This is a genomic window from Micromonospora sp. NPDC050495 (assembly GCF_040655175.1).
In the GTDB taxonomy this organism is placed as follows: domain Bacteria; phylum Actinomycetota; class Actinomycetes; order Mycobacteriales; family Micromonosporaceae; genus Micromonospora.
The window spans coordinates 18,123-42,412 of the sequence record NZ_JBFAJK010000023.1; the positions used below are offsets into that span (position 1 = coordinate 18,123).

At 73.0% G+C, this 24,290-nt stretch carries 21 protein-coding genes; 13 read left to right on the forward strand and 8 right to left on the reverse strand.

The window, feature by feature from the left end; all coding sequences use genetic code 11:
* The first annotated feature begins 243 nt into the window (after positions 1-243).
* The 8 genes from rapZ (at position 244) to AB0I11_RS21585 (ending at position 7,371) form a co-directional block, all read left to right on the forward strand.
* Positions 244-1,155 carry an RNase adapter RapZ gene (rapZ, locus tag AB0I11_RS21550; protein WP_357323315.1) on the forward strand — a complete coding sequence of 304 codons (912 nt, stop codon included), beginning with the start codon at positions 244-246 and terminating at the stop codon, positions 1,153-1,155.
* Complete coding sequence (locus tag AB0I11_RS21555) at positions 1,152-2,186, forward strand: 2-phospho-L-lactate transferase CofD family protein (RefSeq protein ID WP_357323117.1); 1,035 nt, start codon at positions 1,152-1,154, stop codon at positions 2,184-2,186. The genes rapZ and AB0I11_RS21555 overlap by 4 nt, the downstream gene beginning before the upstream one ends.
* A 54-nt stretch (positions 2,187-2,240) precedes the next feature.
* A complete protein-coding gene (gene whiA / locus AB0I11_RS21560) occupies positions 2,241-3,221 on the forward strand; it encodes a DNA-binding protein WhiA (RefSeq protein WP_262286278.1) in 981 nt (326 codons plus the stop codon).
* A gap of 266 nt (positions 3,222-3,487) precedes the next feature.
* The gene (gap, locus tag AB0I11_RS21565; protein ID WP_046571207.1) at positions 3,488-4,492 is read left to right on the forward strand and encodes a type I glyceraldehyde-3-phosphate dehydrogenase; all 1,005 of its coding nucleotides are present in this window, start codon (positions 3,488-3,490) and stop codon (positions 4,490-4,492) included.
* Between the two features lie 49 nt (positions 4,493-4,541).
* The gene (locus tag AB0I11_RS21570; protein WP_357323121.1) at positions 4,542-5,741 is read left to right on the forward strand and encodes a phosphoglycerate kinase; all 1,200 of its coding nucleotides are present in this window, start codon (positions 4,542-4,544) and stop codon (positions 5,739-5,741) included.
* A complete protein-coding gene (gene tpiA / locus AB0I11_RS21575; protein ID WP_357323124.1) occupies positions 5,742-6,533 on the forward strand; it encodes a triose-phosphate isomerase in 792 nt (263 codons plus the stop codon).
* Between the two features lie 94 nt (positions 6,534-6,627).
* On the forward strand, positions 6,628-6,888 hold the full coding sequence (gene secG, locus AB0I11_RS21580; protein ID WP_046571212.1) for a preprotein translocase subunit SecG: 261 nt from the start codon (positions 6,628-6,630) through the stop codon (positions 6,886-6,888).
* Positions 6,889-7,023: 135 nt separating this feature from the next.
* The gene (locus AB0I11_RS21585) at positions 7,024-7,371 is read left to right on the forward strand and encodes an RNA polymerase-binding protein RbpA (RefSeq protein ID WP_357323128.1); all 348 of its coding nucleotides are present in this window, start codon (positions 7,024-7,026) and stop codon (positions 7,369-7,371) included.
* Positions 7,372-7,746: 375 nt separating this feature from the next.
* Here the strand turns inward: AB0I11_RS21585 and pgl are convergent, their stop codons facing one another.
* The 6 genes from pgl to tkt form a co-directional block, all read right to left on the reverse strand.
* On the reverse strand, positions 7,747-8,517 hold the full coding sequence (pgl, locus tag AB0I11_RS21590; protein WP_357323131.1) for a 6-phosphogluconolactonase: 771 nt from the start codon (positions 8,515-8,517) through the stop codon (positions 7,747-7,749).
* Between the two features lie 79 nt (positions 8,518-8,596).
* Positions 8,597-9,613 (reverse strand): glucose-6-phosphate dehydrogenase assembly protein OpcA, encoded by a 1,017-nt coding sequence (locus AB0I11_RS21595; RefSeq protein WP_357323134.1) that lies wholly within the window; start codon positions 9,611-9,613, stop codon positions 8,597-8,599.
* A gap of 82 nt (positions 9,614-9,695) precedes the next feature.
* Positions 9,696-11,306: a glucose-6-phosphate dehydrogenase gene (zwf, locus tag AB0I11_RS21600; RefSeq protein WP_357323137.1), complete on the reverse strand. Its 1,611-nt coding sequence runs from the start codon at positions 11,304-11,306 to the stop codon at positions 9,696-9,698.
* A 2-nt stretch (positions 11,307-11,308) separates the two neighbouring features.
* On the reverse strand, positions 11,309-12,943 hold the full coding sequence (locus tag AB0I11_RS21605) for a glucose-6-phosphate isomerase (RefSeq protein ID WP_357323141.1): 1,635 nt from the start codon (positions 12,941-12,943) through the stop codon (positions 11,309-11,311).
* A 145-nt stretch (positions 12,944-13,088) separates the two neighbouring features.
* Complete coding sequence (gene tal / locus AB0I11_RS21610) at positions 13,089-14,267, reverse strand: transaldolase (RefSeq protein ID WP_357323143.1); 1,179 nt, start codon at positions 14,265-14,267, stop codon at positions 13,089-13,091.
* Between the two features lie 14 nt (positions 14,268-14,281).
* Positions 14,282-16,420, reverse strand: a complete 2,139-nt coding sequence (tkt, locus tag AB0I11_RS21615) for a transketolase (protein ID WP_357323146.1) — start codon at positions 16,418-16,420, stop codon at positions 14,282-14,284.
* Positions 16,421-16,688: 268 nt separating this feature from the next.
* Here tkt and AB0I11_RS21620 point away from each other — a divergent pair, with 268 nt between their 5' ends.
* From AB0I11_RS21620 to AB0I11_RS21630, 3 genes are all read left to right on the forward strand, one after another.
* Positions 16,689-17,648, forward strand: a complete 960-nt coding sequence (locus tag AB0I11_RS21620) for a heme o synthase (protein WP_357323149.1) — start codon at positions 16,689-16,691, stop codon at positions 17,646-17,648.
* A 249-nt stretch (positions 17,649-17,897) separates the two neighbouring features.
* Positions 17,898-18,233 carry a hypothetical protein gene (locus AB0I11_RS21625; RefSeq protein ID WP_357323152.1) on the forward strand — a complete coding sequence of 112 codons (336 nt, stop codon included), beginning with the start codon at positions 17,898-17,900 and terminating at the stop codon, positions 18,231-18,233.
* 6 nt (positions 18,234-18,239) lie between these two features.
* Positions 18,240-19,160, forward strand: coding sequence for a hypothetical protein (locus tag AB0I11_RS21630; protein ID WP_357323156.1), 921 nt, complete (start codon positions 18,240-18,242; stop codon positions 19,158-19,160).
* 40 nt (positions 19,161-19,200) lie between these two features.
* On the opposite strand, the gene AB0I11_RS21635 is transcribed toward AB0I11_RS21630, so the two are convergent.
* Positions 19,201-20,868, reverse strand: coding sequence for a right-handed parallel beta-helix repeat-containing protein (locus AB0I11_RS21635; protein ID WP_357323159.1), 1,668 nt, complete (start codon positions 20,866-20,868; stop codon positions 19,201-19,203).
* Between the two features lie 78 nt (positions 20,869-20,946).
* Positions 20,947-21,909, reverse strand: a complete 963-nt coding sequence (locus AB0I11_RS21640; RefSeq protein ID WP_357323162.1) for a COX15/CtaA family protein — start codon at positions 21,907-21,909, stop codon at positions 20,947-20,949.
* A 251-nt stretch (positions 21,910-22,160) separates the two neighbouring features.
* Between AB0I11_RS21640 and AB0I11_RS21645 the strand changes: the two genes are divergently transcribed.
* The gene (locus tag AB0I11_RS21645; RefSeq protein WP_357323318.1) at positions 22,161-22,829 is read left to right on the forward strand and encodes a transcriptional regulator; all 669 of its coding nucleotides are present in this window, start codon (positions 22,161-22,163) and stop codon (positions 22,827-22,829) included.
* Positions 22,826-24,256, forward strand: a complete 1,431-nt coding sequence (gene sufB, locus AB0I11_RS21650; protein ID WP_357323165.1) for a Fe-S cluster assembly protein SufB — start codon at positions 22,826-22,828, stop codon at positions 24,254-24,256. Before AB0I11_RS21645 ends, sufB begins: the two co-directional genes overlap by 4 nt.
* Positions 24,257-24,290: the final 34 nt, after the last annotated feature.

The following is a 24,290-nucleotide window of genomic DNA, read 5'->3' on the forward strand; positions in this document are numbered from 1 at the left end:
CCGCCCACCGTCGCCGACCAGGTCGTCGCGCACTGCGCTCAGCACGCACACCGGGAAGCCGGACGGGCGGCCGGGCCGGCCCCGATCCCCGGCAAACCGGACAAGTACCTGTTCGGGTCCCCACCCGTGGAATCCCGGACGGGCGTGCAGCCGTTAGAGTCGCTGACTGACCATGCGCGGCCGACCGGCCGCGGCGCCACGGCTTGGGGGTAGCGGGTGAGCGAGTCGCGGACGGGAGACCCGGTGCCGACGGCCGGCACGGAGCCGGCCCTCGGCCGGCCGGCGCCGGCCGAGGCGGACACCACGTTGGTGGTGGTCACCGGCCTCTCCGGCGGTGGCCGCAGCACGGTCGCCCGGGCGTTGGAGAACGTCGGCTTCTACGTGGTCGACAACCTGCCCCAGGCGCTGATGCTCGACATGGCCGAGCTGGCCTTCAAGGCCGGCGGCGCGGCCCGGCGTACCGCGATGGTGCTGGACGTGCGCTCCCGTGCCTTCTCCACCGACCTGGCCGGGGCGATCCGGGAGCTGCGCGAGCGCGGCTTCCACCCCCGGGTGGTCTTCGTCGACGCCGACGACGAGGTGCTGATCCGCCGCTTCGAGAGCGTCCGCCGGTCCCACCCGTTGCAGGGCGAGGGACGGCTGGCCGACGGCATCGCGGTGGAGCGGGCGCTGCTGGAGGAGGCCCGCGACCAGGCCGACGTGATCATCGACACCAGCCATCTGAACGTCAACCAGCTGCGCCGCCGGGTGGAGGAGCTCTTCGGCGGCGAGGACGCCCGCCGGCTGCGGATCACCGTGCTCTCCTTCGGCTTCAAGTACGGCCTCCCCCCGGACGCCGACTTCGTGATGGACGCCCGGTTCCTGCCCAACCCGTACTGGGTGCCGGAGCTGCGCGAGCACACCGGTCGGGAGGAGGCGGTCAGCGCGTACGTGCTGGGCCAGGAGGGCGCGGAGGGCTTCGTGGCCGGCTACGCCGACCTGGTCAACGCCACCACGGCCGGTTTCGAGCGGGAGGGCAAGCGCTACCTGACCGTCGCGGTCGGCTGCACCGGCGGCAAGCACCGCAGCGTCGCCATCGCCGAGGAGCTGGCCGCCCGGCTGCGCCAGTCCGGCATCGCGGCCAACGCCCAGCACCGGGACCTGGGGCGGGAATGATCCCGACCAGGGTGGTCGCGTTCGGCGGCGGGCACGGGCTCTCGGCGTCGCTGCGCGCGCTGCGGCGCTGCGTACCCGAGCTGGACCTGGACATCACCGCGGTGGTCACGGTGGGCGACGACGGCGGCTCCAGCGGGCGGCTGCGCGCCGAGCGCGGCGGCCTGCCCCCGGGTGACCTGCGGCAGGCGCTGGTCGCCCTCGCCGGCGACCACCCGGCCACCCGGCGCAGCGCCGCGCTGTTCCAGCACCGCTTCCCGGCCGCGGCGCGGCCGGCGGGCGTCACCGTGGGGCCGCCGCCCGGCGGCGCCGCGCTGGCCGCCGGGGCCGGCGCGACGGCGGCCGACCCGCTCGCCGGGCACGCGGTCGGCAACCTGCTGCTGCACGGGCTGATGGAACTGCTCGGTGACCCGGTGGCCGCGCTCGACCACGCCGGGGCGATGCTCGGCGCGGTCGGCCGGGTGCTGCCGATGTCGTGCCAGCCGGTGGGCATCGAGGCCCGGGTGCGCGGCGCCGACCCGGACCACCCCGACGAGGTACGGGTGCTGCGTGGCCAGCACCAGGTGGCGGTCACCACAGGGCGGGTGGAGTCGCTGCGGCTCACCCCGGCCGCGCCGGCGGCCTGCGCGGAGGCGGTCGCCGCGGTCCGCGCCGCCGACTGGTTGATCTTCGGGCCGGGCAGCTGGTACACCAGTGTGCTGCCCCACCTGCTGGTGCCGGGGCTGGCCGACGCGATCGTGTCCAGCCCGGCCCGTCGGCTGGTGACCCTCAACCTGGTGGCGGAGAAGGAGACCCTGGGGCTCTCCCTGCCCGACCATCTGGACACCCTCGGGCGCTATCTGCCCGAGCTGAAGGTGGACATGGTGCTGGCGGACTCCACGGCGGTGGGTGATCCCGAGGCGGTCGAACGTGCGGCAGAATCGCTGGGTGCCCGGCTGGTCCTCGCCCCCGTCGCCGTCACCGACGGCACGCCCCGTCATGATCCAGCCGCGCTGGGCGCCGCACTGGTGCCCGTCCTGGGCGCCGATCGTTAGACACGTACGTAATCACCGGCGACACGCCGGTACCGGTCCGTGAGGGGGCGCACTATGGCGATGACGGCCGCGGTCAAGGACGAGCTGAGTCGGGTCGACGTACCCAAGCCGTGCTGCCGGCGCGCGGAGATGGCCGCCCTGCTGCGCTTCGCGGGTGGCCTGCACATCGTGTCCGGCCGGGTGGTGGTCGAGGCGGAGCTGGACACCGGCGCGGTCGCCCGGCGGCTGCGCCGGGAGATCGCCGAGGTGTACGGCTACCCGAGCGAGATCCACGTGCTCGCCTCCGGCGGGCTGCGCAAGGGCAGCCACTTCATCGTCCGGGTGGTGAAGGACGGGGAGGCCCTCGCCCGGCAGACCGGCCTGCTCGACGTCCGTGGCCGTCCGGTGCGCGGGCTGCCGCCGCACGTGGTGGCCGCGAACGTCTGCTGCGCGGTCTCCGCCTGGCGGGGCGCGTTCATGGCGCACGGCTCGCTCACCGAGCCGGGCCGCTCCAGCGCGCTGGAGATCACCTGCCCGGGCCCGGAGTCCGCCCTGGCGCTGGTCGGCGCGGCCCGCCGGATCGGCATCACCGCGAAGAACCGCGAGGTACGCGGGGTGGACCGGGTCGTGGTCAAGGACGGCGACGCGATCGCCGCCCTGCTCACCCGCATCGGCGCCCACTCCAGCGTGCTGGCCTGGGAGGAGCGGCGGGTGCGCCGGGAGGTCCGGGCGACCGCCAACCGGCTGGCCAACTTCGACGACGCCAACCTGCGCCGCTCGGCCCGCGCCGCGGTAGCCGCCGCCGCCCGGGTCACCCGGGCGCTGGAGATCCTCGCCGACGATGCCCCCAACCACCTCACCTCGGCCGGCCAGCTGCGGCTGGAGCACCGGCAGGCCTCGCTGGAGGAGCTGGGCGCGCTGGCGGAGCCGCCGCTGACCAAGGACGCCATCGCCGGCCGGATCCGCCGGCTGCTCGCGCTGGCCGACAAGCGGGCCCGCGACCTGGGCATCCCGGATACCGAAGCGGCCGTCACGCCCGACATGCTCGTGGTCTGATAGGACCGTGCGGCTGTTCGCGTGCGGGCGGGATCACCACCCGCCGCAGCGCGGTGGCGCACGCTCGGATAGGGTCGCTGCGTACGGCAAGGGGGCCGGCACAGGCATTCCTCGCCGTACTCACCGCCTCGGGCGGTCAGGTCTCCACAGACCGCGGCGGGGTGGCCGAGATGACATCGTCAACGGCCGGCTCCTACGGTCGGCGCACACACCTCCGCCGGCCGTGGTCTGACGCCGGCGGACCAGAACGCGAGGAGATGGGACCTGTGACCATCCGGGTTGGCATCAACGGCTTCGGCCGGATCGGCCGTAACTTCTTCCGGGCAGTGCTGGCGTCCGGTGCGGACATCGAGGTCGTGGCGGTGAACGACCTGACCGACAACGCGACGCTCGCCCACCTTGTCAAGTACGACAGCATTCTGGGCCGCCTCCCGCACGAGGTGAAGGCGACCGCCGACGAGATCACCGTGGGCGGCAAGACCATCAAGGCGTACGCCGAGAAGGACCCGGCCAAGCTGCCGTGGGGCGAGGTCGGCGCCGACGTCGTGATCGAGTCCACCGGCTTCTTCACCGACGCCACCAAGGCGAAGGCGCACATCGACGGCGGGGCCAAGAAGGTCATCATCTCCGCGCCGGCGAAGAACGAGGACGTCACCGTGGTCATGGGCGTCAACCAGGACCAGTACGACCCGGCCAAGCACAACATCATCTCGAACGCGTCCTGCACCACCAACTGCCTCGCCCCGATGGCGAAGGTCCTGCACGACACGTTCGGCATCACCAAGGGTCTGATGACCACGATCCACGCGTACACGCAGGACCAGAACCTGCAGGACGCGCCGCACAAGGACCTGCGCCGGGCCCGCGCCGCCGCGCTGAACATCGTGCCGACCTCGACCGGCGCCGCGAAGGCGATCGGTCTGGTGCTGCCGGACCTCAAGGGCAAGCTGGACGGCTACGCGCTGCGGGTGCCGATCCCGACCGGCTCGGCCACCGACCTGACCGTGGAGGTCGGCCGGGAGACCACCGTGGACGAGGTCAACGCCGCGCTGAAGGCCGCCGCGGACGGCCCGCTCAAGGGCATCCTGGTCTACAACGAGGACCCGATCGTCTCCGCCGACATCGTCACCGACCCGGCGTCGTGCATCTTCGACGCGCCGCTGACCAAGGTGATCGGCAACCAGGTCAAGGTCGTCGGCTGGTACGACAACGAGTGGGGCTACTCGAACCGCCTCGTCGACCTGGTCAAGCTGGTGGGTAGCTCGCTGTGAGTGCGAGGAGCGAGCTTGCGCCCGCAGCCACGAACGGAGGGCTGGCTCTGTGAGCATCCGCACCCTCGACGACCTGCTCGGCGAGGGGGTGTCGGGTCGGCGCGTGCTGGTGCGCGCCGACCTGAACGTCCCGCTCGACAAGCAGACCGGTGACATCACGGACGACGGCCGGATCCGGGCCGTGCTGCCGACGCTGAGCGCGCTGGTCCAGGCCGGCGCCAAGGTGGTCGTCTGCTCGCACCTGGGCCGTCCCAAGGGCGCGCCGGACCCGCAGTTCAGCCTCCGCCCGGTGGCCGGGCGGCTGGGCGAGCTGCTCGGCGCGCCGGTCCACTTCGCCGAGGACACCGTCGGCGACTCGGCCCGCGCCACGGTGGAGGGCCTGGCCGACGGCCAGGTCGCCGTGCTGGAGAACCTGCGCTTCAACAAGGGCGAGACCAGCAAGGACGAGGCCGAGCGGGGCGCCTTCGCCGACCAGCTCGCCGCCTTCGGCGACGCGTACGTCGACGACGCGTTCGGCGCGGTGCACCGCAAGCACGCCAGCGTCTACGACGTGCCGGCCCGGCTGCCGCACGTGGCGGGCCGGCTGGTGCTGCGCGAGGTCGAGGTGCTCAGCCGGCTCACCGGCGAGCCGGAGCGGCCGTACGTGGTGGTGCTGGGCGGGTCCAAGGTCTCCGACAAGCTGGCGGTGATCGAGGCCCTGCTGCCGACGGTCGACCGGCTGCTCATCGGCGGCGGCATGTGCTTCACCTTCCTCAAGGCCCAGGGCCACGAGGTGGGCAGCTCGCTGCTCGAGGACGAGATGGTGGAGACCTGCCGCAACCTCCTGGAGCGCGAGCCCGGCAAGATCATGCTCCCGGTCGACGTGGTGGCCGCGGTCGCCTTCGCGCCGGACGCCGAGCACCACACGGTCCCGGCGGACGGCATCCCGTCCAAGCGGGTCGGGCTGGACATCGGTCCGGAGACGGTGGCCGGCTTCGCCGCCGCGCTGTCCCAGGCGAAGACCGTCTTCTGGAACGGCCCGATGGGCGTGTTCGAGATGGCCGCGTTCGCCAACGGGACCCGCGGGGTGGCCGAGGCGATCGCCAAGTCCGGGGCGTTCAGCGTCGTGGGCGGCGGTGACTCCGCGGCGGCGGTGCGGACGCTCGGGCTGGACGAGTCGGCGTTCGACCACATCTCCACCGGCGGCGGCGCCTCCCTGGAGTACCTGGAGGGCAAGACCCTCCCCGGCATCGCGGCCCTGGAGAACTGAATGGCGAGCCCGACCCGCCGGCCGTTGATGGCCGGCAACTGGAAGATGAACTTGAACCACCTCGAGGCCAACCTGCTGGTGCAGAAGCTGGCCGCGAGCCTCAACGAGAAGCAGCTCACCGACGTCGAGTGCGTGGTGTTGCCGCCCTTCACCGACCTGCGCACCGTGCAGACCGCGGTGGACGGCGACAAGCTGCTGATCGGCTACGGCGCGCAGGACCTGTCGCCGTACCAGTCGGGCGCGTACACCGGGGACATCTCCGGGCCGATGCTCGCCAAGCTGGGCTGCACCTACGTGGTGGTCGGCCACTCCGAGCGGCGGCAGTACCACCACGAGGACGACGCGCTGGTCAACGACAAGGTGACCGCCGCGCTGGCGAACGGGCTGACCCCGATCCTCTGCATCGGTGAGGGCCTGGAGGTCCGGGAGCAGTTGCGGCACGTGCCGCACTGCTGCGACCAGCTCGACGGCGCGCTCCGAGGGCTCACCGGGGAGCAGGTCACCAAGGTCGTCGTCGCGTACGAGCCGGTCTGGGCGATCGGCACGGGCAAGACGGCGACGCCGGAGGACGCCCAGGAGGTTTGCGGCGAGGTGCGCAAGCGGCTCGTGGAGACCTTCGGCCAGGACACCGCGGACCAGGTCCGGATCCTCTACGGCGGCTCGGTGAAGTCGTCCAACGTCGCCTCGATCATGGCCCAGCCGGACGTCGACGGCGCCCTGGTCGGGGGCGCGAGCCTGGACGCCGAGGAATTCGCGCAGATCTGCCGGTTCCCGGAGCACATCTCCCGCTGATCGCTCGCTATCCTTGACGCTGCCCGTCCACCGGTCGGTGCCACCGTGCCCGACAGGACGGGCAGTGATCGCAACGAGAGGACTGACCCCCGCCATGCCGATCTGGTTCGCCTACACGATGATCGTGTTGCTGGTCATCACGAGCATCCTGCTCACCCTGCTGATCCTCCTGCACCGCGGCAAGGGTGGCGGGCTGTCGAGCATGTTCGGCGGCGGCGTCAGCTCCAGCCTGGCCGGCTCCTCGGTGGCGGAGAAGAACCTCGACCGTTACACCGTTCTGGTCGGGATCGTCTGGTTCGCGTGCATCGTCGGGATCGGGCTCTGGCTCCGCCTCCAGCTCAACAGCGCCACCTGAGTCGGCACTCAGAGGCGTACAATCTGCGCGCGGTCCGTCACGGACCGCGCGCAGTTTTGTTTTCCGCTGTGCACCGCGTCGCCCGCCGCCCACCCCCCCGGCGGTGGTCCCCTCCGACGACAGGAGCGAGCAGCCGTGCCGAGTGGCAACGTCATCCGGGGTTCCCGGATCGGGTCCGCCCCCGAACGCTTCGACCAGCGCACCGAGCCGGCCCCGCGCCGCCCGGTCGCCTACTGGTGCCGCAACGCCCACCGGGTCGAGTTCCTCATCGCCGCCGAGGCCGAGGCCCCCGCGGTCTGGGACTGCCCGCGCTGCGGCGAGCCGGCCGGCCCCGACCCCGACAACCCGCCGGGCCAGGCCCGCCCCGAGCCCTACAAGACCCATCTGGCGTACGTGCAGGAGCGGCGCACGCCCGAGCAGGCCGAGGCCCTGCTCGCCGAGGCCCTCGACGCGCTGCACCGCCGCCGCCGTCGGGGGGCGTGAGTGGGTTCGGCGGTTCGGCGCGTCCGTCTCGGTGGTGTGGTGCTGCGCCGCCGCCGTCGGGGGGCGTGAGCGGGCCGGGGAGCCTGACGCGAGCGCCCGCGCGAGCGTGCGGACCGGACGCCGAGGTGCCTGGTAGCCGCCTACGGACTTGACGACGCAGCTGGATCAGCCCCCCGGGGGCGACGCCGCTCGGCGACCGCAAGGCCGGTGGTGGGGCGACCCGCCGGGGCGATCCACTTGTGTCATCAAGTCGGTAGCGCGGGAGACCCTACCTGCTGGCGCCAGCGAGCCGGGCCACGGTGCATCAAGGTCCAGCCGCGACGGGCGATGCAGCCCGCGCCGAGCCGCCCCAAGGCGGACGCGCCGGGCCCATGCTCAGCGCAGGCTGCGCGACCTGGGCGGCACGTCGGCCGCCGCGGCCCGGTCCAGCAGCCAGAGGGTACGGGTCACCCCGTGCGCCCCGGCCGCCGGCAGCTGCACCGGACCGGCCCCGGCCAGGGCCATGCCCACCGCCCGAGCCTTGTCGCTGCCCGCCGCCACCAACCAGACCTCCTCGGCCGTGTTGATCGCCGGCAGGGTGAGCGTGGTGCGTACCGGGGGCGGCTTCGGGCTGCCCCGGACCGCGCTGACCGGGCGGTTGTCGTGGTGCACCGGGTGCTCCGGGAAGACCGAGGCGACGTGCCCGTCCTCACCGACACCGAGCAGGAGCACGTCGAAGTGGGGGAGCGCGGCGTGCCCGGGCCGGGCGGCCCGGGCCAGTTCCTCGGCGTACCCGGCGGCGGCGGTCTCCGGGTCGTTGCCGGCCGGTCCGTCGGAGGCCGGCATCGGGTGGATCCGCGCCGGGTCCAGCGGCACCACGTCCAGCAGCGCGGCCCGGGCCTGGGTCTCGTTGCGCTCCGGGTCGCCGGCCGGCAGGAACCGCTCGTCACCCCACCAGACATCCACCCGGGACCAGTCCACGGCGTCCCGGGCCGGCAGCGCGGCCACCGCCCGGTAGACCGCCGCGGCGATCCGCCCGCCGGTCAGCACCACCGACGCCTGGCCCCGGTCCGCCTGCGCGTCGAGCAGCTTCACCACCAGCCGGGCCGCCACGGCCTGCGCCAGCAGGTCGGGATCGGCGTGTACGGCGACACTCGCCTCACTCATCCATCGCGCCTTCGTGTTCCGACCGCCCCACGGCGGTCACCTGTGCTGTCCGGCCGCGGTGCGACCGGGCCATCGCCCGTCACCCGTTGGCGGTCGCGCCCGCGTGCGCGGAGATCCCGGCCTCGGCCCGCTCGGCGGTCGCCGGATCCTTCCACACGTGCACCCGCTGGCTGGGCCGCTGATCCAACCCGGAGAGGCCGGCGGTGGCGCCGAGCGCCTCCGCGTACACCTGGTCGGCGTCGAGGCGGCGCAGCTCCTCGGCCAGCTCGTCGCCGAGCGGGCGGCGGACCAGCGGCAGGGTGCGGTCCTCCTGCCCGGTACGCCGGAAGACGGCCACGCTGTCGTCCCGGGTCAGGGTCAGCGAGTCGCCGTTGGCGCAACGCAGCTGCACCTCCCGCATCCGGGGGTACTCGTCGGTGTCCTTGCGGACCGGGTCGATGCCGAGCCGGGCCGTGAGCCAACCGCGCATCAGCGCCGCCGTCGGGTCGCTCCGGGGCGCCACCACGGTCGCCTCGATGATCCTGGCCTGGGCGGTGTCGAACGCGCCGGCCACCAGGGTGCGCCACGGGGTGATCCGGGTCCAGGCCAGGTCGGTGTCGCCCGGTGCGTAGTCGGCGGCCCGCTGGCGCAGCGCGGCGATCGGGTCGGCGGCCTGCGCCGCGTCGGTGATCCGCCGGTCCGCCACCACGCCGAGGAAGTCGGTGGCGATCTCCTGGGGCGGCTCACCGTGCCACCAGGTCACCACCGGCACGTCCGGCACCAGCAGCGGCATGACCACCGATTCGGCGTGCAGCGCCAGCCGGCCGTACATCCGCATGACCACCGCCTCGCACGGGCCCAGCCGGCCGCCGACGACGATCTCCGCGTCGAGGCGGTTGCGCTCCCGCTCGACGTCGCTGCGTACCACCACGAGCAGCCGGCACGGGTGCGCGGCGGCCGCGATGGTCGCCGCCGCCTCCGCCTCCCGGACCCGCTTCTCGTCCACCACCACGATCAGGCTGAGTGCCATGCCACTGGCCACCCCGCCCGCGCTGCGCCGCTCGGCGGCGAGCGCCTTGACCACCTCGTTGCCGGTCGTGTCCCACAGCCCGATCACGGGAGCCTCCTGGTCCGTCGGCCCGCGCCGCCGTGCGACGCCGCCACGTTGCTGTGCCCGTTGGTCCGCTCGCTCATGCCACTCACGCCCGCCGCCAGGCCCGGCCGTCGCGGGCCAGCATCTCGTCGGCGGCCCGCGGTCCCCACTCGCCGGCCCGGTACGGCTCCGGCTTGGTGCCCACCCAGGCGTGCTCCAGCGGGTCCACGACCTGCCAGCTCTGCTCCACCTCGGCCGCGTCCGGGAAGAGCGTCCGGTCGCCGATCAGCACGTCCAGCACCAGCCGCTCGTACGCCTCCGGGCTGGACTCGGTGAACGCCTCGCCGTACTGGAAGTCCATCGCGATGTCCCGGACCTCCATGGTGGTGCCCGGCACCTTGGAACCGAACTTCAGCACCACGCCCTCGTCGGGCTGCACCCGGATGACGAGCTGGTTGGGGCCGAGCGACTCCATGTCGGCCGCTTCGAACGGCAGGTGCGGCGCCTTCTTGAACATGATGGCCACCTCGGTGACCCGCCGCGGCAGCCGCTTGCCGGCCCGGATGTAGAACGGCACCCCGGCCCAGCGCCGGTTCTGGATGCCGAGCTTGACCGCCACGTACGTCTCGGTGGTGGAGTCCGGCGGGACGCCCTCCTCCTCCAGGTACCCGACGGCGCGCTCGCCGCCCACCCAGCCGGGCAGGTACTGGCCGCGCACGGTGTCCCGGGCGGCGTCCTGCGGCACGGTGATCGCCTTGAGCACCTTCAGCTTCTCGGCCCGGATCTCGTCGGCGTCGAAGCTGGTCGGCTCCTCCATGGCGACCAGGGCGAGCAGCTGGAGCAGGTGGTTCTGCAGCACGTCGCGGGCGGTGCCCACCGAGTCGTAGAAGGCGGCCCGGGTGCCGATGCCGACGTCCTCGGCCATGGTGATCTGCACCGAGTCGACGTACTTGGAGTTCCACAGCGGCTCGAACAGGTTGTTGGCGAACCGCAGGGCCAGGATGTTCTGGACCGTCTCCTTGCCCAGGTAGTGGTCGATCCGGAAGACGTCCTGGCGGGTGAAGACGTCGTCGACCAGGTCGTTGAGCGCCTTGGCGGAGGGCAGGTCGTTGCCGAACGGCTTCTCCACCACCACCCGGCGCCAGCCGCCGGACTTGGCGTTGTCCGCCATGCCGGTGCGGGCGAGCTGCTTGAGCACCACCGGGAAGGCCGCCGGGGGGATGGAGAAGTAGAAGGCGGCGTTGCCGGTGATGCCGTGCGAGTCGCGCAGCTCGTCGAGGGTGTTGGCGAGATGGTCGAACGCGGCGTCGTCGTCGAACGAGCCGCCGACGAACTTGATGTTGCCGGCGAGCCGGGCCCAGACCTCCTCCCGCCAGGGGGTGCGGGCGTGCTTCTTCGCCGCGTCGTGGGCCAGCCCTTCGAAGTCACCGTCGCCCCAGTCGCGCCGGGCGAAGCCCAGGACCACGAAACCGGGCGGCAGCAGCCCCCGGTTGGCCAGGTCGTAGACCGCCGGCAACAGCTTCTTGCGGGCCAGGTCACCGGTCACCCCGAAGATCACCAGAGCGCACGGCTCCGGGATCCGTGGCAGCCGCCGGTCCTGCGGGTCGCGCAACGGGTTCCCCGTGGCCGCTTCGCCTGACGACTGCGGGGTCCGCAGGGCCGGCTCACTCCTCGCGCTCACGGTGCCTCCTCGCTCCGCCGAATCCACATCGTTCATCGTCACGTCCGTGTCCGTCCGGCCGCATCCAGCAGCTGGGCGACGCCCGCCGCCCGCTCGGTCAGGTGCAGTCGTAGCACCGCGCGCCCACGACCGGCCAGCGCCTGCCGGTCGCCGGCGGCCCGGGCCGCCTGAAGCTCCCCGAAGGTGTACGGGCGGCCGGGCACCGGCAGATCGCTGGTGACCGCGCCGGTCACCTGAAGGTAGCTCCCGACCGGGGGACCGCCCAGGTGGTACTGCCCCGTGGCGTGCGGGTGCCGCGGGCCCCAGCCGAAGGTGACCGGTCGCCCGGTCGCCCCCGCCAGCAGCGCGCGCAGCCCGGCCACCGCCGCGTCGGCGGACCGGTCGAGGTACGCCGTCACGGCCAGATACCCGTCGTCACCGAGCCCGTCGAGCAGCCGGCGCAGCACCCCGGCCAGGTCGGTGGGGAAGCCGCCCGGCGCGTGCACCTCGACCGCGCCCTCGGTGAACGAGGGGGTCTCCGCCGGCACCCCGGCGCCGAGCAGCCGGGCGGTGTGCTCCTTGCTCGCGGCGACGTCCGGTTCGTCGAACGGGTCGACGCCCAGCGTGACGGCCGCCACCGCGGTGGCGTACTCCCAGGTCAGGAAGTGGGCGCCGAGGGGGCCGTTGACCGCCACGTCCGCGCCGACGGCCGGCGCCCGGCCGGGGGCGAGCGCACCGCCGTAGCTGATCGTGAGCACGTCCGGGCCGGTGGCGCCGGGCGCGTCGGGGGCCTCCACGACCACCGGCAGCAGGCCCATTCCGGCCTTGCCGGTGGACTCGGCGAGCAGCTGCTCGGCCCAGTCGCCGAGCCCTTCGACACCGGTGCCGTCGGGCACCAGGGCGACGGTGGCCCGGCCCGTGGTGGCCGCCGCGCCCAGCGCCGCGCCGAGGGCCAGGCCGGGATTGTCGCGGTCGCGTCCCAGCGCCCCGGCGAGCGCGTCGGCCTCGTCCAGGAGATCGGCCACCGGCACCCCGGCCAGCGCCGTGGGGACCAGCCCGAACGCGGTCAGCGCGGAGTACCCGCCGCCCACCTGCGGGTCGGCCGGGATGGTCAGCACGCCCAGTTCGTTCGCGGTCGCCTCCAGCGCCGAGCCGGGGTCGGTGACCACCACGAAGTGCCGGGCGGTCTCCGCCTCGGTCATCCCGGCGTCCAGGAACGCCTGCCAGTAGGCCCGCCGGTGGCTGTCGGTCTCCAGCGTCGCGCCGGACTTGCCGGAGACCACCACGACGGTCCGGTCCAGCCGGTCGGTGAGGGCGGCGCGGACCTGCCCGGGATCGGCGGTGTCCAGCACGGTCAGCGGCCGGCCGAGGGCACGGGCGGTCACCTCCGCGGCGAGCGACGAGCCGTCCGTCCCGGCGAGCACCACGTGGTCCAGCCCTTCCAGCTCGGCGGTCAGCTCGGCGAGCTGGGGGAGGAGTTCCCGGCTGCGGCCGTGGGTGTCCAGCCAGCCGAGCCGGAGCTTCGCCCCGGCCGCCGCGGCCGGGCCCCAGAGGGTGGGGTCCTGCCCGGCGAGCCGGCCCGGGACGTCCCGGGCGACCAGGTCCTGCCGCACCGAGGCCCGGTCGACGGCGTCGGCGCCGCGTACGGCCAGCCCGCCGGCGCTCTCCGCGGGACCGGCGAGCGGCTCGCTCACGGGGTCACCCCGGTTGGCGACCACGGGGCGCGCCGGACCGGCTCATTTCTCGCGCGCGCGATCCGTACCGCGTGCGGGCCGGTCCGGGTGGGAACGGCGGGGCACGTCCCGGGGCGCTGCCCCGGGACGCGTCCGGCGCCGTTCGTCACGCGTTGCCTCCGGCCTGGGCGGCGGCCTGCGCGTTGCCCTTCGCGGCGCGGCGCGGCTGCCCACTGCCCTGGGCGGCCGCCTCGAGCGACTTGCGCACCCCGTCGAGCAGCTCCCGCCAGCTCGCCTCGAACTTCTCCACGCCCTCCCGCTCCAGCGTGTCGATCACGTCCGCCATGTCGACGCCCACCGCTTCCAGGTCGGTGAAGACCTTGCGGGCCTCGTCGTACCCGCCGGTGACGGTGTCGTCGCGGGTCTCGCCGTGGTCGGCGTACGCGTGGATGACCGCTTCCGGCATGGTGTTGACCGTGCCGGGCGCGATCAGCTCCTCGACGTAGATGACGTCCCGGTAGTCCGGGTTCTTGGTCGACGTGGAGGCCCAGAGCGGGCGCTGCGGGTGGGCGCCGGCCTCGGCCAGCTGCTGCCACCGCGCGGAGCCGAAGACCTCGCAGTACCGCTCGTACGCCAGCCGGGCGTTGGCCACGGCGGCCTTGCCGCGCAGCGCCTTGGCCTGGTCCGAGCCGATCTTCTCCAGCCGCTTGTCCACCTCGGTGTCGACCCGGGAGACGAAGAACGACGCCACCGACCCGATCTTCGACAGGTCGTGGCCGTTTGCCTTCGCCTGCTCCAGACCGGCCAGGAAGGCCTCCATGACCTGCGAGTACCGGTCCAGCCCGAAGATCAGGGTGACGTTCACGCTGATCCCCTCGGCCAGCGTGGCGGTGATCGCCGGCAGGCCCGCCTCGGTGGCCGGAATCTTGATGAACAGGTTCGGCCGGTCGACCAGCCACCAGAGCGACTTCGCCTCGGCGACGGTGCGGTCCGTCTCGTGGGCCAGCCGCGGGTCCACCTCGATGGAGACCCGGCCGTCCACCCCGGCGCTCGCGTCGTACGACGGGCGCATCACGTCGCAGGCCCACCGCACGTCGTACGTGGTGAGCAGGCGGACCGCCTCCTCCACCTGGACGCCTCGGATGGCCAGGTCGTGCAGCTGCCAGTTGTACTCGTCGGCGTCGGCGAGCGCCTTGGCGAAGATGGTCGGGTTGGTGGTCACGCCGGCCACGTGGGACTCGCGGCGGAGCTGGTCCAGCCCGCCGGAGCTGAGTCGTACCCGGGAAAGATCATCGAGCCAGATGGCCACCCCCGTGGCCTGCAGCTCGCTCAGCCGGTCCGTCATGACGTCCGCTCCCCTCAGTTGCCGGTCGTGAAACCGGTGATGTCGCCCACCCGGGTCAGCGCCGCGTGCGCGGCGGCCACGATCCGGTCGGGGGTGAACCCGAACTGCTCGAAAAGCACGGTGTGCGGCGCGCTCGCCCCGTAGTGCTCCAGGCTCACGCTCTCGCCGCTGTCCCCGACGATGCCCCGCCAGGACATGGCGATTCCCGCCTCCACGCTCACCCGTGCCTTTACCCCGCGCGGCAGCACCGACTCCCGGTACGCCTCGTCCTGCTCGAAGAACCATTCCTGGCAGGGCATCGAGACGACCCGGGTGGGGGTGCCGTCGGCCTCCAGCCGCTCCCGCGCGGTGAGGCAGAGCTGCACCTCGGAGCCGGTGCCGACGATGATCACCTGCGGCTTGCCGTTGGACGCCTCGGCCAGCACGTAGCCGCCCTTGGCGACGCCCTCGGCGCCGGCCAGCTCGGTGCGGTCGAGGGTGGGCAGCCCTTGCCGGCTCAGCGCCAGCGCGGTCGGCCGGTCGGTGTGCTCGAGGGCCTGCCGCCACGCCCAGGCGGTCTCGTTGGCGTCGGCGGGGCGGACCACGTCGAGGCCGGGGATGGCGCGCAGCGCGGTCAGGTGCTCCACCGGCTGGTGGGTCGGGCCGTCCTCGCCGAGGCCGATCGAGTCGTGCGTCCAGACGTAGACCACGGGCAGCTTCATCAGCGCGGCGAGCCGCACCGAGGGGCGCATGTAGTCGCTGAACACCAGGAAGGTGCCGCCGTACGGGCGGGTGCCGCCGTGCAGGGCGATGCCGTTGAGGATCGCGCCCATGGCGTGCTCGCGGATGCCGAAGTGCAGGGTGCGGCCGTACTCGTCGCCCGGGAAGTCCTTGGTGGCGTGCACCGCGGGGACGAACGACGGCTCGCCCTTCATGGTGGTGTTGTTGCTCTCCGCGAGGTCGGCGGAGCCGCCCCAGAGCTCGGGCAGCACCGGGGCGAGCGCCTCCAGCACCTTGCCGGAGGCGGCCCGGGTGGCGATGCCCTTGGCGTCGGCCGGGAAGGTCGGCAGGGCGTCGGCCCAGCCCTGCGGGAGGGTACGGGTCGACATCCGGTCCCAGAGCGCCTTGCGCTCCGGGTTGGCCTGCGCCCACGCGTCGAACGAGGTGGTCCACTCCGCCTGCGCCTCGGCGCCGCGCTCCATCACCTGGCGGGCGTGCTTGAGCACCTCGTCGTCGACCTCGAAGGTGCGCTCCGGGTCGAAGCCGAGGATCTCCTTGGTGGCCTTGACCTCGTCGGCGCCGAGCGCCGAACCGTGGATCTTGCCGGTGTTCTGCTTGTGCGGCGCGGGCCAGCCGATGATGGTGCGCAGCGCGATGAAGGAGGGGCGGCCGGTCTCCGCCTTGGCGGCCAGCAGCGCCTCGTACAGCGCCTCGACGTCCTCGTGGTAGTCGCCCTGGTCGGCGTCGCCGCGGCGCCAGTCGACGGTCTGCACGTGCCAGCCGTACGCCGCGTAGCGGGCCGCCACGTCCTCGCTCTTGGCGATCCGGGTGTCGTCCTCGATCGAGATCTCGTTGTCGTCGTAGATCACGCAGAGGTTGCCGAGCTGCTGGTGGCCGGCGAGGGAGCTGACCTCGTGGCTGATGCCCTCCTCGATGTCGCCGTCGGAGGCGATGCACCAGATGTCGTGGTCGAAGGGGGACCGCCCGGAGTCCGGGTCCGGGTCGAACAGGCCGCGCTCGCGGCGGGCCGCCATCGCCATGCCGACCGCGTTGCCGAGACCCTGGCCGAGCGGGCCGGTGGTGGTCTCCACGCCCGGGGTGTGACCGTGCTCCGGGTGCCCCGGGGTGAGCGAGTCCCACTGGCGCAGCGCCTTGAGGTCCTCCAGGGCCAGCGGGTAGCCGGAGAGGAAGAGCTGGATGTAGAGGGTGAGGCTGGAGTGGCCGGCGGAGAGGACGAAGCGGTCCCGGCCGGGCCAGTTCGGGTCCGCCGGGTTGTGCCGCATCACCCGGTTGAAGAGGAGGTACGCCGCCGGGGCGAGACTCATCGCCGTACCCGGGTGGCCGTTGCCGGATTTCTCCACGGCGTCCATGGCCAGCACGCGGACCGTGTCGACGGCCCTGCGGTCGAGGTCGGACCAGTTGAGAGCGGGAAGCTCGGGTCGGTTGGCAGCCACGATTGGTGTGCTCCTCGGGAGATGGGCGGAACCCTCACTGATGACCCTATCGAGCGGCCCTAAACGTCCGCCCGGGGATCTCTGCATGCTCGTCTGTACGGCTCCGACCGGATCCACCGTTCACCTCGCCGTGTGACGGTCCGCACCGTTGCCGGGTCCCCGGGGCAGCCAAAACGACGACGCGTAGTGTGTGGGGCGGTGTGTGGGCCCGCCGGGCGGGTCCGGGCCGACCCCGACCTCCCCCGCCGAAGCCGGAAGGTGGCAATCCGTGAGCATGATCACCGAGCGCCCCGTCAGCAACTCTGCCGGGCAGCCGCCGGTGAGCACGTTGACGGAGACGCCGGCGGCCGGCCGGCGGGACGTCCGGGCCGTGGTGAGCGCGTACGTGGCGCTGACCAAGCCGCGGATCGTCGAGCTGCTGCTGGTCACCACCGTGCCGGCGATGATGCTCGCCGACGGCGGGATGCCGTCGCTCTGGCTGGTGGCCGTGGTGCTGGTCGGCGGCTCGCTCGCCGCCGGCGCGGCCAGCGTGCTCAACTGTTACATCGACCGGGACATCGACCAGTTGATGCGGCGCACCAAGCGCCGGCCGCTGCCCGCGCACACCGTGTCGCCGCGCAGCGCGCTCATCTTCGGGCTGGTGCTGGCGGTGATCTCGGTCGCGCTGATGGCGGCGACCACCAACTGGCTGGCGGCCGGCCTCACCCTCGCCGCGATCGCCTACTACGACCTGGTCTACACGCTCTGGCTCAAGCGGACCACGGCGGCGAACACCTTCTGGGGCGGGATCTGCGGGGCGGCGCCGGTGCTGATCGGCTGGGCGGCGGTCACCGGCTCGCTGGCGCCGGCCGCGTGGGGCCTGTTCCTGGTGGTCTTCTTCTGGCAGTTGCCGCACTTCTACGCGCTGGCGATCAAGTACAAGACCGACTACGCCCGCGCCGGCATCCCGATGCTGCCGGTGGTGGCCTCGGTCCGCCGGGTCAACGCCGAGATCCTGGCCTTCTCCTGGCTGACCCTGCTCTCCTCGCTGGCCGTCTGGCCGCTGGGCATGAGCCCGATCTACGGGGTGACCGCGCTGGTCGTCGGCGGCGTCTTCGTGGTCGAGGCGCACAAGTTGTGCCGGCGCGCGACGCGCGGCGAGGCGGTCAAGCCGATGCGGCTGTTCCACTGGTCCACCACCTACCTCACCATCCTGTTCGCGGCCGTCGCGCTCGACGCCCTGCTGTGAGCCCCGCCGGCCCCGCCGGGGCTGGCTGGTTTCCCGGGCGCGCGGAATTCATCAGAATTTTTTCCGGGCCGCGGCAGGGTTATCGAAGTGGGACAGACTGTGACGATCCCGGCCGTCCGTTTCGCCCCGCCATAGGCGGACACAGGGGGCGAATCACCTGTGGTCTTCCTTAAACCCGTAGGTAATTGGCATCACAATTAGTTCATCGTTCTCGCACACGTGGGTGGAAGTCTGCTTAGGCTTCGCGTCATGGCAGATGGTTCCGATACGACGCTGACGGCCGACAAGACCGTCGCCGAGCAGGCCCCCAACGGCCTGGTCGCGGGCATCAAGTCGTTCGCCGCCGGGCACGGCGGGGCGAAGGCGGTCATCGAGTACGTCGGCAAGCGCGGAGCGCGCATCGTCCTCGTGGGTTCCGACGGAGCGTGGGCCGACCAGTTCGCGGACGGCACCGACGTGGCACGGCAGGCCTGCGCCACGGCGGGAGTCACCGTCGAGAACGCCTGGGAGCGTGAGCTGATGGACCAGATGCGTCCGAGCAACGACCTCTGGCGGTCGATGGCCCGGCGCACGATGTCCCGTTGATATAAATTGACCGATCACCACCAGTCGACCCGGGGGAAACCCCGGGTCGCTCTCGTCACCTGCACCGCCCTGCCCGACCTCGACCCGGACGACCGGCTCGTGCTCGCCCCGCTCGCCGCCCGCGGCATCGCCGCGGAGGCGGTGGTCTGGGACGACCCGGCCGTGACCTGGACGGCGTACGACCTGGCCGTGCTCCGCTCGCCCTGGGACTACGCGCTGCGGCGCGACGCGTTCGTCGACTGGGCGCGCACCGTGCCCACCCTGGCCAACCCGGCCGACGTGGTCGCCTGGAACACCGACAAGCGCTACCTGGCCGAGCTGGCCGCGGCCGGCGTGCCCACGGTGCCGACCGCCTGGGTGGAGCCGGGCGCGGACTGGCACCCGCCCGCCGACACCGGCGAGTACGTGATCAAGCCCGCGGTCAGCGCCGGCAGCCAGGACACCGGCCGGTACGACCTGGCCGACCCGGAGCACCGGGAGCTGGCCGCCGCGCACCTGCGGCGGCTCGGCGGAGCCGGCCGGGTCGCCATGGTCCAGCCGTACCTCGACGCGGTGGACACCGCCGGCGAGACCGCGCTGCTCTTCCTGGCCGGCCCGGACGGCCTGGCGTTCAGCCACGCGATCCGCAAGGGGCCGATGCTCACCGGCCCGGACCTGGGCGTGGCGGCGCTCTACAAGGAGGAGCGGATCGAGCCCCGGACGGCCACGCCCGCCCAGCGGGACGCCGCCGAGCGGGCCCTGGCCGCCGTTCCCGGCGGCCCGGACCGGCTGCTCTACGCCCGGGTGGACCTGATTCCCGGCCCGGCCGGGGCGCCCGTCCTGGTCGAGCTGGAGCTGACCGAGCCGAGCCTGTTCGTCGGGTACGCCGACGGCGCCCCGGACCGGCTCGCCGAGGCGGTCGCCACCCACCTGGCCCGCCGGTCCTGACCCACGCCGCGGCCCGCGCCGGAGCGGGTCGCGGCCGGGGTCACCGCTCGTCGCAGTGGTTGCGTTCCCAGCGGCCGCCGATCGGCGGGGTGTCCAGCCGGACGGCGGCCTCGTTGCCGGCGAGGTCGTTCTCCTCCACCCGGCAGGACACGCAGCTGCCCGCGCCGGTGATCCAGAACCCGTAGGTCTGGGTGTCCTCGTCCCGGTGCCAGATCCGGTTGCCCCGCACGATGGCCGAGTCGAACGGGGCGTTCACCGCGATCCCGGCGCGCTCCGGCGGCCCGGCCGGCAGCTCGTACGGCGTGCCCGGCTCCGGGGTGGCCTCGTTCCAGCCGGTCGCGCCGTCCGGGCGGACCTCGGCCAGGGACAGCTCGGTGCCGGTGTTGTCGGCCACCACGGCGGTCCGCGAGCCGACGTGCACGACCTTGCCCCGGTGCCCGCCGGCCGGCCAGTCCGCGGCCCCGTCGCTGACCCGGCGCGGGCCGTAGCGCACCGTGTCGCCCGAACCCCGGCAGGCCGGCCCGGATCGCCGCCCGTTGTCCCGGAGCCGGTTGCCCACCACCGCCGCGTCGATCATCGGCCGGTCGATCCGGATCCCGTCGAGCCCGTTGTCCCAGATGTCGTTCTCCTCGATCACCACGTCCGCCGCGGCGCCCCGGTACCCGTGGCCGAGGTCGTGCTCGTGGTAGCCGTACCCGCCGTTGCGGCTGATCCGGTTGCCGCGCACCGCGTAGGGGCCGGGGGTGTTGCCCATGCTGATCCCGTCGCCCACGTTGCGGTCGACCACGCAGCCGGTGAGCAGCCCGCCGCGACCGGCGATCCCGGCCGTGCCGTTGGCCGAGACGTCGAAGCCGGCCTCCAGGTTGTTGGTGAGCGTGCAGCCGGAGACGATCAGGCCGTCGGCGCCCCAGTCGGAGATGCCGAACCGGTTCGCCTGGCTGTGGCAGCCGATGATGCGGAAGCCGCGCGGCGGCGCCCAGTAGTCCTTCTGCAGCTCCAGGAAGATCCCGTTGGTGCCGTTGCCGAGGGTGGTGCAGTTGGCGATGGTGAGCCGCTCCACGTCGCCCCAGCCGCCGATGCCGACGCCGATGCCCGCGCCGCCCATCTGCTCGCCGTTGTCCAGCCGGCCGCAGCCCACCACGACCACTCCGTCGATCAGGCTGTCCTGGAGGAAGTCGCAGCCCAGGCCGGTCGCGCCGGTGTGGTGGATGTAGAGGTTGCGGAACACGCCGCGCACCACGTACTGCAGGCCCAGGCCCTTGGCCAGGTAGTCGTACCGGGCCATGCCGACACCGGAGCCGTCGATCTCGAAGTCGGCGAACGTGCAGTCGGCGATGTGCCGGTCCCGGTCCGCGCCGTGCTGCACGGTGGTCCAGTACGCCAGCGGGACCGGGTCGCTCCGGTTGCCCTCGTTGCTGAGCAGGAACCGGGTGGCCGCCGGGCCGGCGCCGAGCAGCGAGACGCCGCTGCGCCAGACCGTGCCGGCGTCCCGGATCGAGTAGATGCCGGGCGGGCAGTAGATCACCCGGGCCCGGCCGTCGGCCTCGTAGCCCTCGCCCAGCCGGTCCACCAGGGCGGACAGCGCCGGCTGGTCGTTGGTCACGCCGTCGCCGGTGAGCCCGAACTGCTGGGCGTCGCACCACAGCGGCGCGCCGGCCACCGGGGTCAGCCGCTGCGGGACGGTCGTGGATAGGCCCTTGCGCGACACCGGCGGCTCCCCTCGGCGGACGGTCCTGCCGCGGGGCGCATTCCCGCTGCCGTCGGCCGGTAACGCCGGGAGCGTGGCTCAGGCGGCGGCGGTGACCCGCTGCCCGGTCGGGGCGGCCGGGGCCGGCGGGGCGGCCGGCTGCCGCTCCCGGGTGGCCCAGAGCACGCCCAGGGTGGCCAGCAGCACCAGGCAGGAGCCGAGCATGTGCGCGGCGACCAGCGCGGCGGGCAGGTGGGTGAAGTACTGCACGAAGCCGATCAGCCCCTGGCCCAGCTCGACCGCCACCAGCACGCCGGCGGCCCGCGCGGCGCGCGCGGCGCCGACCGCCCGGAACGCGAAGAGCAGCGCCACCGAGAGGCCGATCAGCAGGAACACCCCGTCGGCGTGCACCTGGGAGATCGCCTCCGGGTCCAGCCCGTTGCGGGCCGCGCCCTGGTCGCCCGCGTGCGGCCCGCTGCCGGTCACCCAGGTGCCGACCACGAGCACGGCCGCGCTCACCACGGTGGTGAGCGCGGCGAGGGTACGCAGCGGCGCCGGCACGGTGGGGGTGACCGGTCCGTCCGGCTCGGTGGTGCGCTTCCACAGCGCGTACCCGGCGGCGATCACCGCCATCGAGGCGAGGAAGTGCAGCCCGACCACCCACGGGTTGAGGTTGGTGAGCACGGTGATGCCGCCGATCACCGCCTGGGCGGGGATGCCCAGGAGCACGGCGACCGCGAGCGGCAGCAGCCCGCGCCGGCGGGGGCGGTGGGCGAGCACGGCCAGCACCACGGCCAGCGCGATGATCCCCACCACGAAGGTGAGCAGCCGGTTGCCGAACTCGATCACCCCGTTGATGCCCATCTCCGGGGTGGTGGTGTAGGACTCGTCGGTGCACCGCGGCCAGGTCGGGCAGCCCAGTCCGGACCGGGTGAGCCGGACCCCCCCGCCGGTGACCACGATCGCCACGTTCGCGATGATCGAGGTGTACGCGAGGCGGCGCAGCAGCGCGGCGGAGACCGGGAACCGGACGGAAGCCTTCACGGAGCGAATCCTACGCACCGTAGTGGACCACGATCGGGTGACTCCGCCGGCCCGGTGGTCGGGATCACCGGACCCCGGGTTTGCGGCCCTCCGGCGAATTACGTAACGTTGGCGTTGTGAAAAACGCGGCGGCGCTCTCCGGGCCCCAGCCGGCGACCGGTGCGGTCACCGCTGACGGCTCCCGGCCGCCGCGCGCCCTCCGGGGCGCCGAGCTCGAGCCGTCGCCGGCCGCGTCCGCCGATCTCTCCACCCGGGACCGGGTCACCCAGCTGCTGCTGGAGCGGGGGGCGACCACCGCCGCCCAACTCGGCTCGGCGCTCGGGCTCAGCCCGGCCGCGATCCGCCGGCACCTGGACGCGATGCTCGCCGACGGCGACGTGGTGGCCCGCGAGCAGGTCGTGCGGGGCAGCCGGGGCCGGGGCCGGCCGGCGAAGGTCTTCGTGCTGACCGAGGCGGCGCGGGTGCGGTGCGGCACCCACCACTACGACAACATCGCCACCGCCGCGCTGCGCTGGATCGCCAGCAGCGGCGGCGCGCAGGCCGTCGAGGCGTTCGCCGCCGAGCAGGTGACCGCGCTGGAGGAGCGCTGCCGGGCCGCCATGGAGGACGCCGGCGACGACCCGCTCGCCCGGGCGGAGGCGCTCGCCGGGGCGCTGACCGCCGAGGGTTACGCTGCCAACGCGTCCACGATCGCCTCCGGCGGCCAGCTCTGCCAGCACCACTGCCCGGTGGCGCACGTGGCCGCCGAGTTCCCCCAGCTGTGCGAGGCCGAGACCGCGGTGATCTCCCGCCTGGTCGGCACCCACGTGCAGCGCCTGGCCACCATCGCGCACGGCGACGGGGTGTGCACCACGCACATCCCGACCCAGCCGCGGCAGAGCCCGCGTGCGGGCGCCCAGTCCGGTAACACCGTCACCACTGTGAGGACAGATAGATGACCGAGCAGATCGTCCAGCCCCTGACCCAGGAGGAGCAGCTCGCCGCCCTCGGTCGTTACGAGTACGGCTGGGCCGACCCCGACGTCGCCGGGGCCGTCGCCCAGCGCGGCCTCAACGAGGCGGTGGTCCGGGACATCTCGGCCAAGAAGAACGAGCCGGCCTGGATGCTCGACCTGCGGCTGAAGGGCCTGCGCCTGTTCGGCCGCAAGCCGATGCCGAACTGGGGCGCGGACCTCACCGGGATCGACTTCGACAACATCAAGTACTTCGTGCGGTCCACCGAGAAGCAGGCCACCAGCTGGGAGGACCTGCCCGAGGACATCAAGAACACCTACGACCGGCTGGGCATCCCCGAGGCGGAGAAGCAGCGGCTGATCGCCGGCGTCGCGGCGCAGTACGAGTCCGAGGTCGTCTACCACAAGATCCGTGAGGACCTTGAGGAGCAGGGTGTCATCTTCCTGGACACCGACACCGCGCTGCGCGAGCACGAGGACATCTTCAAGGAGTACTTCGGCACGGTGATCCCGGTCGGCGACAACAAGTTCGCCGCGCTGAACACCTCCGTCTGGTCCGGTGGCTCGTTCATCTACGTGCCGAAGGGCGTGCACGTGGAGATCCCGCTGCAGGCCTACTTCCGGATCAACACGGAGAACATGGGCCAGTTCGAGCGGACGCTGATCATCGTCGACGAGGGCGCGTACGTGCACTACGTCGAGGGCTGCACCGCGCCCATCTACTCCTCCGACTCGCTGCACAGCGCGGTCGTGGAGATCATCGTCAAGAAGAACGCCCGGTGCCGCTACACGACCATCCAGAACTGGTCGAACAACGTCTACAACCTGGTCACCAAGCGCGCCGTCTGCCACGAGGGCGCGACCATGGAGTGGATCGACGGCAACATCGGCTCCAAGGTGACCATGAAGTACCCGGCGGTCTACATGACCGGCGAGCACGCCAAGGGCGAGGTGCTCTCGGTCGCCATGGCCGGCGAGGGCCAGCACCAGGACGCCGGCGCCAAGATGGTGCACGCCGCGCCGCACACCTCCTCGACCATCGTGTCGAAGTCGATCGCCCGGGGCGGCGGCCGCACCTCGTACCGGGGTCTGGTGCAGGTGCTGGAGGGCTCAACCAACAGCCGGAGCACGGTGAAGTGCGACGCCCTGCTGGTCGACACCATCTCCCGCTCGGACACCTACCCCTACGTCGACATCCGCGAGGACGACGTGTCGATGGGGCACGAGGCGACCGTCTCCAAGGTCAGCGAGGACCAGCTCTTCTACCTGATGAGCCGGGGCCTGAGCGAGGACGAGGCGATGGCGATGATCGTGCGTGGCTTCATCGAGCCGATCGCCAAGGAGCTTCCGATGGAGTACGCCCTGGAGCTCAACCGCCTGATCGAGCTGCAGATGGAGGGCGCGGTCGGCTGACGCCGCCGCTCCCGGGCGGCGGGCCGGTCTCCCC

What these genes read in the sequence shown, in the direction of transcription:
- AB0I11_RS21555 (WP_357323117.1), top strand. Translation starts at nt 1,152, where the DNA reads ATGATCCCGACCAGGGTGGTCGCGTTCGGCGGCGGGCACGGGCTCTCG.
- whiA (WP_262286278.1), top strand. Translation starts at nt 2,241, where the DNA reads ATGGCGATGACGGCCGCGGTCAAGGACGAGCTGAGTCGGGTCGACGTA.
- tpiA (WP_357323124.1), top strand. Translation starts at nt 5,742, where the DNA reads ATGGCGAGCCCGACCCGCCGGCCGTTGATGGCCGGCAACTGGAAGATG.
- secG (WP_046571212.1), top strand. Translation starts at nt 6,628, where the DNA reads ATGCCGATCTGGTTCGCCTACACGATGATCGTGTTGCTGGTCATCACG.
- pgl (WP_357323131.1), bottom strand. Translation starts at nt 8,517, where the DNA reads ATGAGTGAGGCGAGTGTCGCCGTACACGCCGATCCCGACCTGCTGGCG.
- zwf (WP_357323137.1), bottom strand. Translation starts at nt 11,306, where the DNA reads ATGAACGATGTGGATTCGGCGGAGCGAGGAGGCACCGTGAGCGCGAGG.
- tal (WP_357323143.1), bottom strand. Translation starts at nt 14,267, where the DNA reads ATGACGGACCGGCTGAGCGAGCTGCAGGCCACGGGGGTGGCCATCTGG.
- AB0I11_RS21625 (WP_357323152.1), top strand. Translation starts at nt 17,898, where the DNA reads ATGGCAGATGGTTCCGATACGACGCTGACGGCCGACAAGACCGTCGCC.
- sufB (WP_357323165.1), top strand. Translation starts at nt 22,826, where the DNA reads ATGACCGAGCAGATCGTCCAGCCCCTGACCCAGGAGGAGCAGCTCGCC.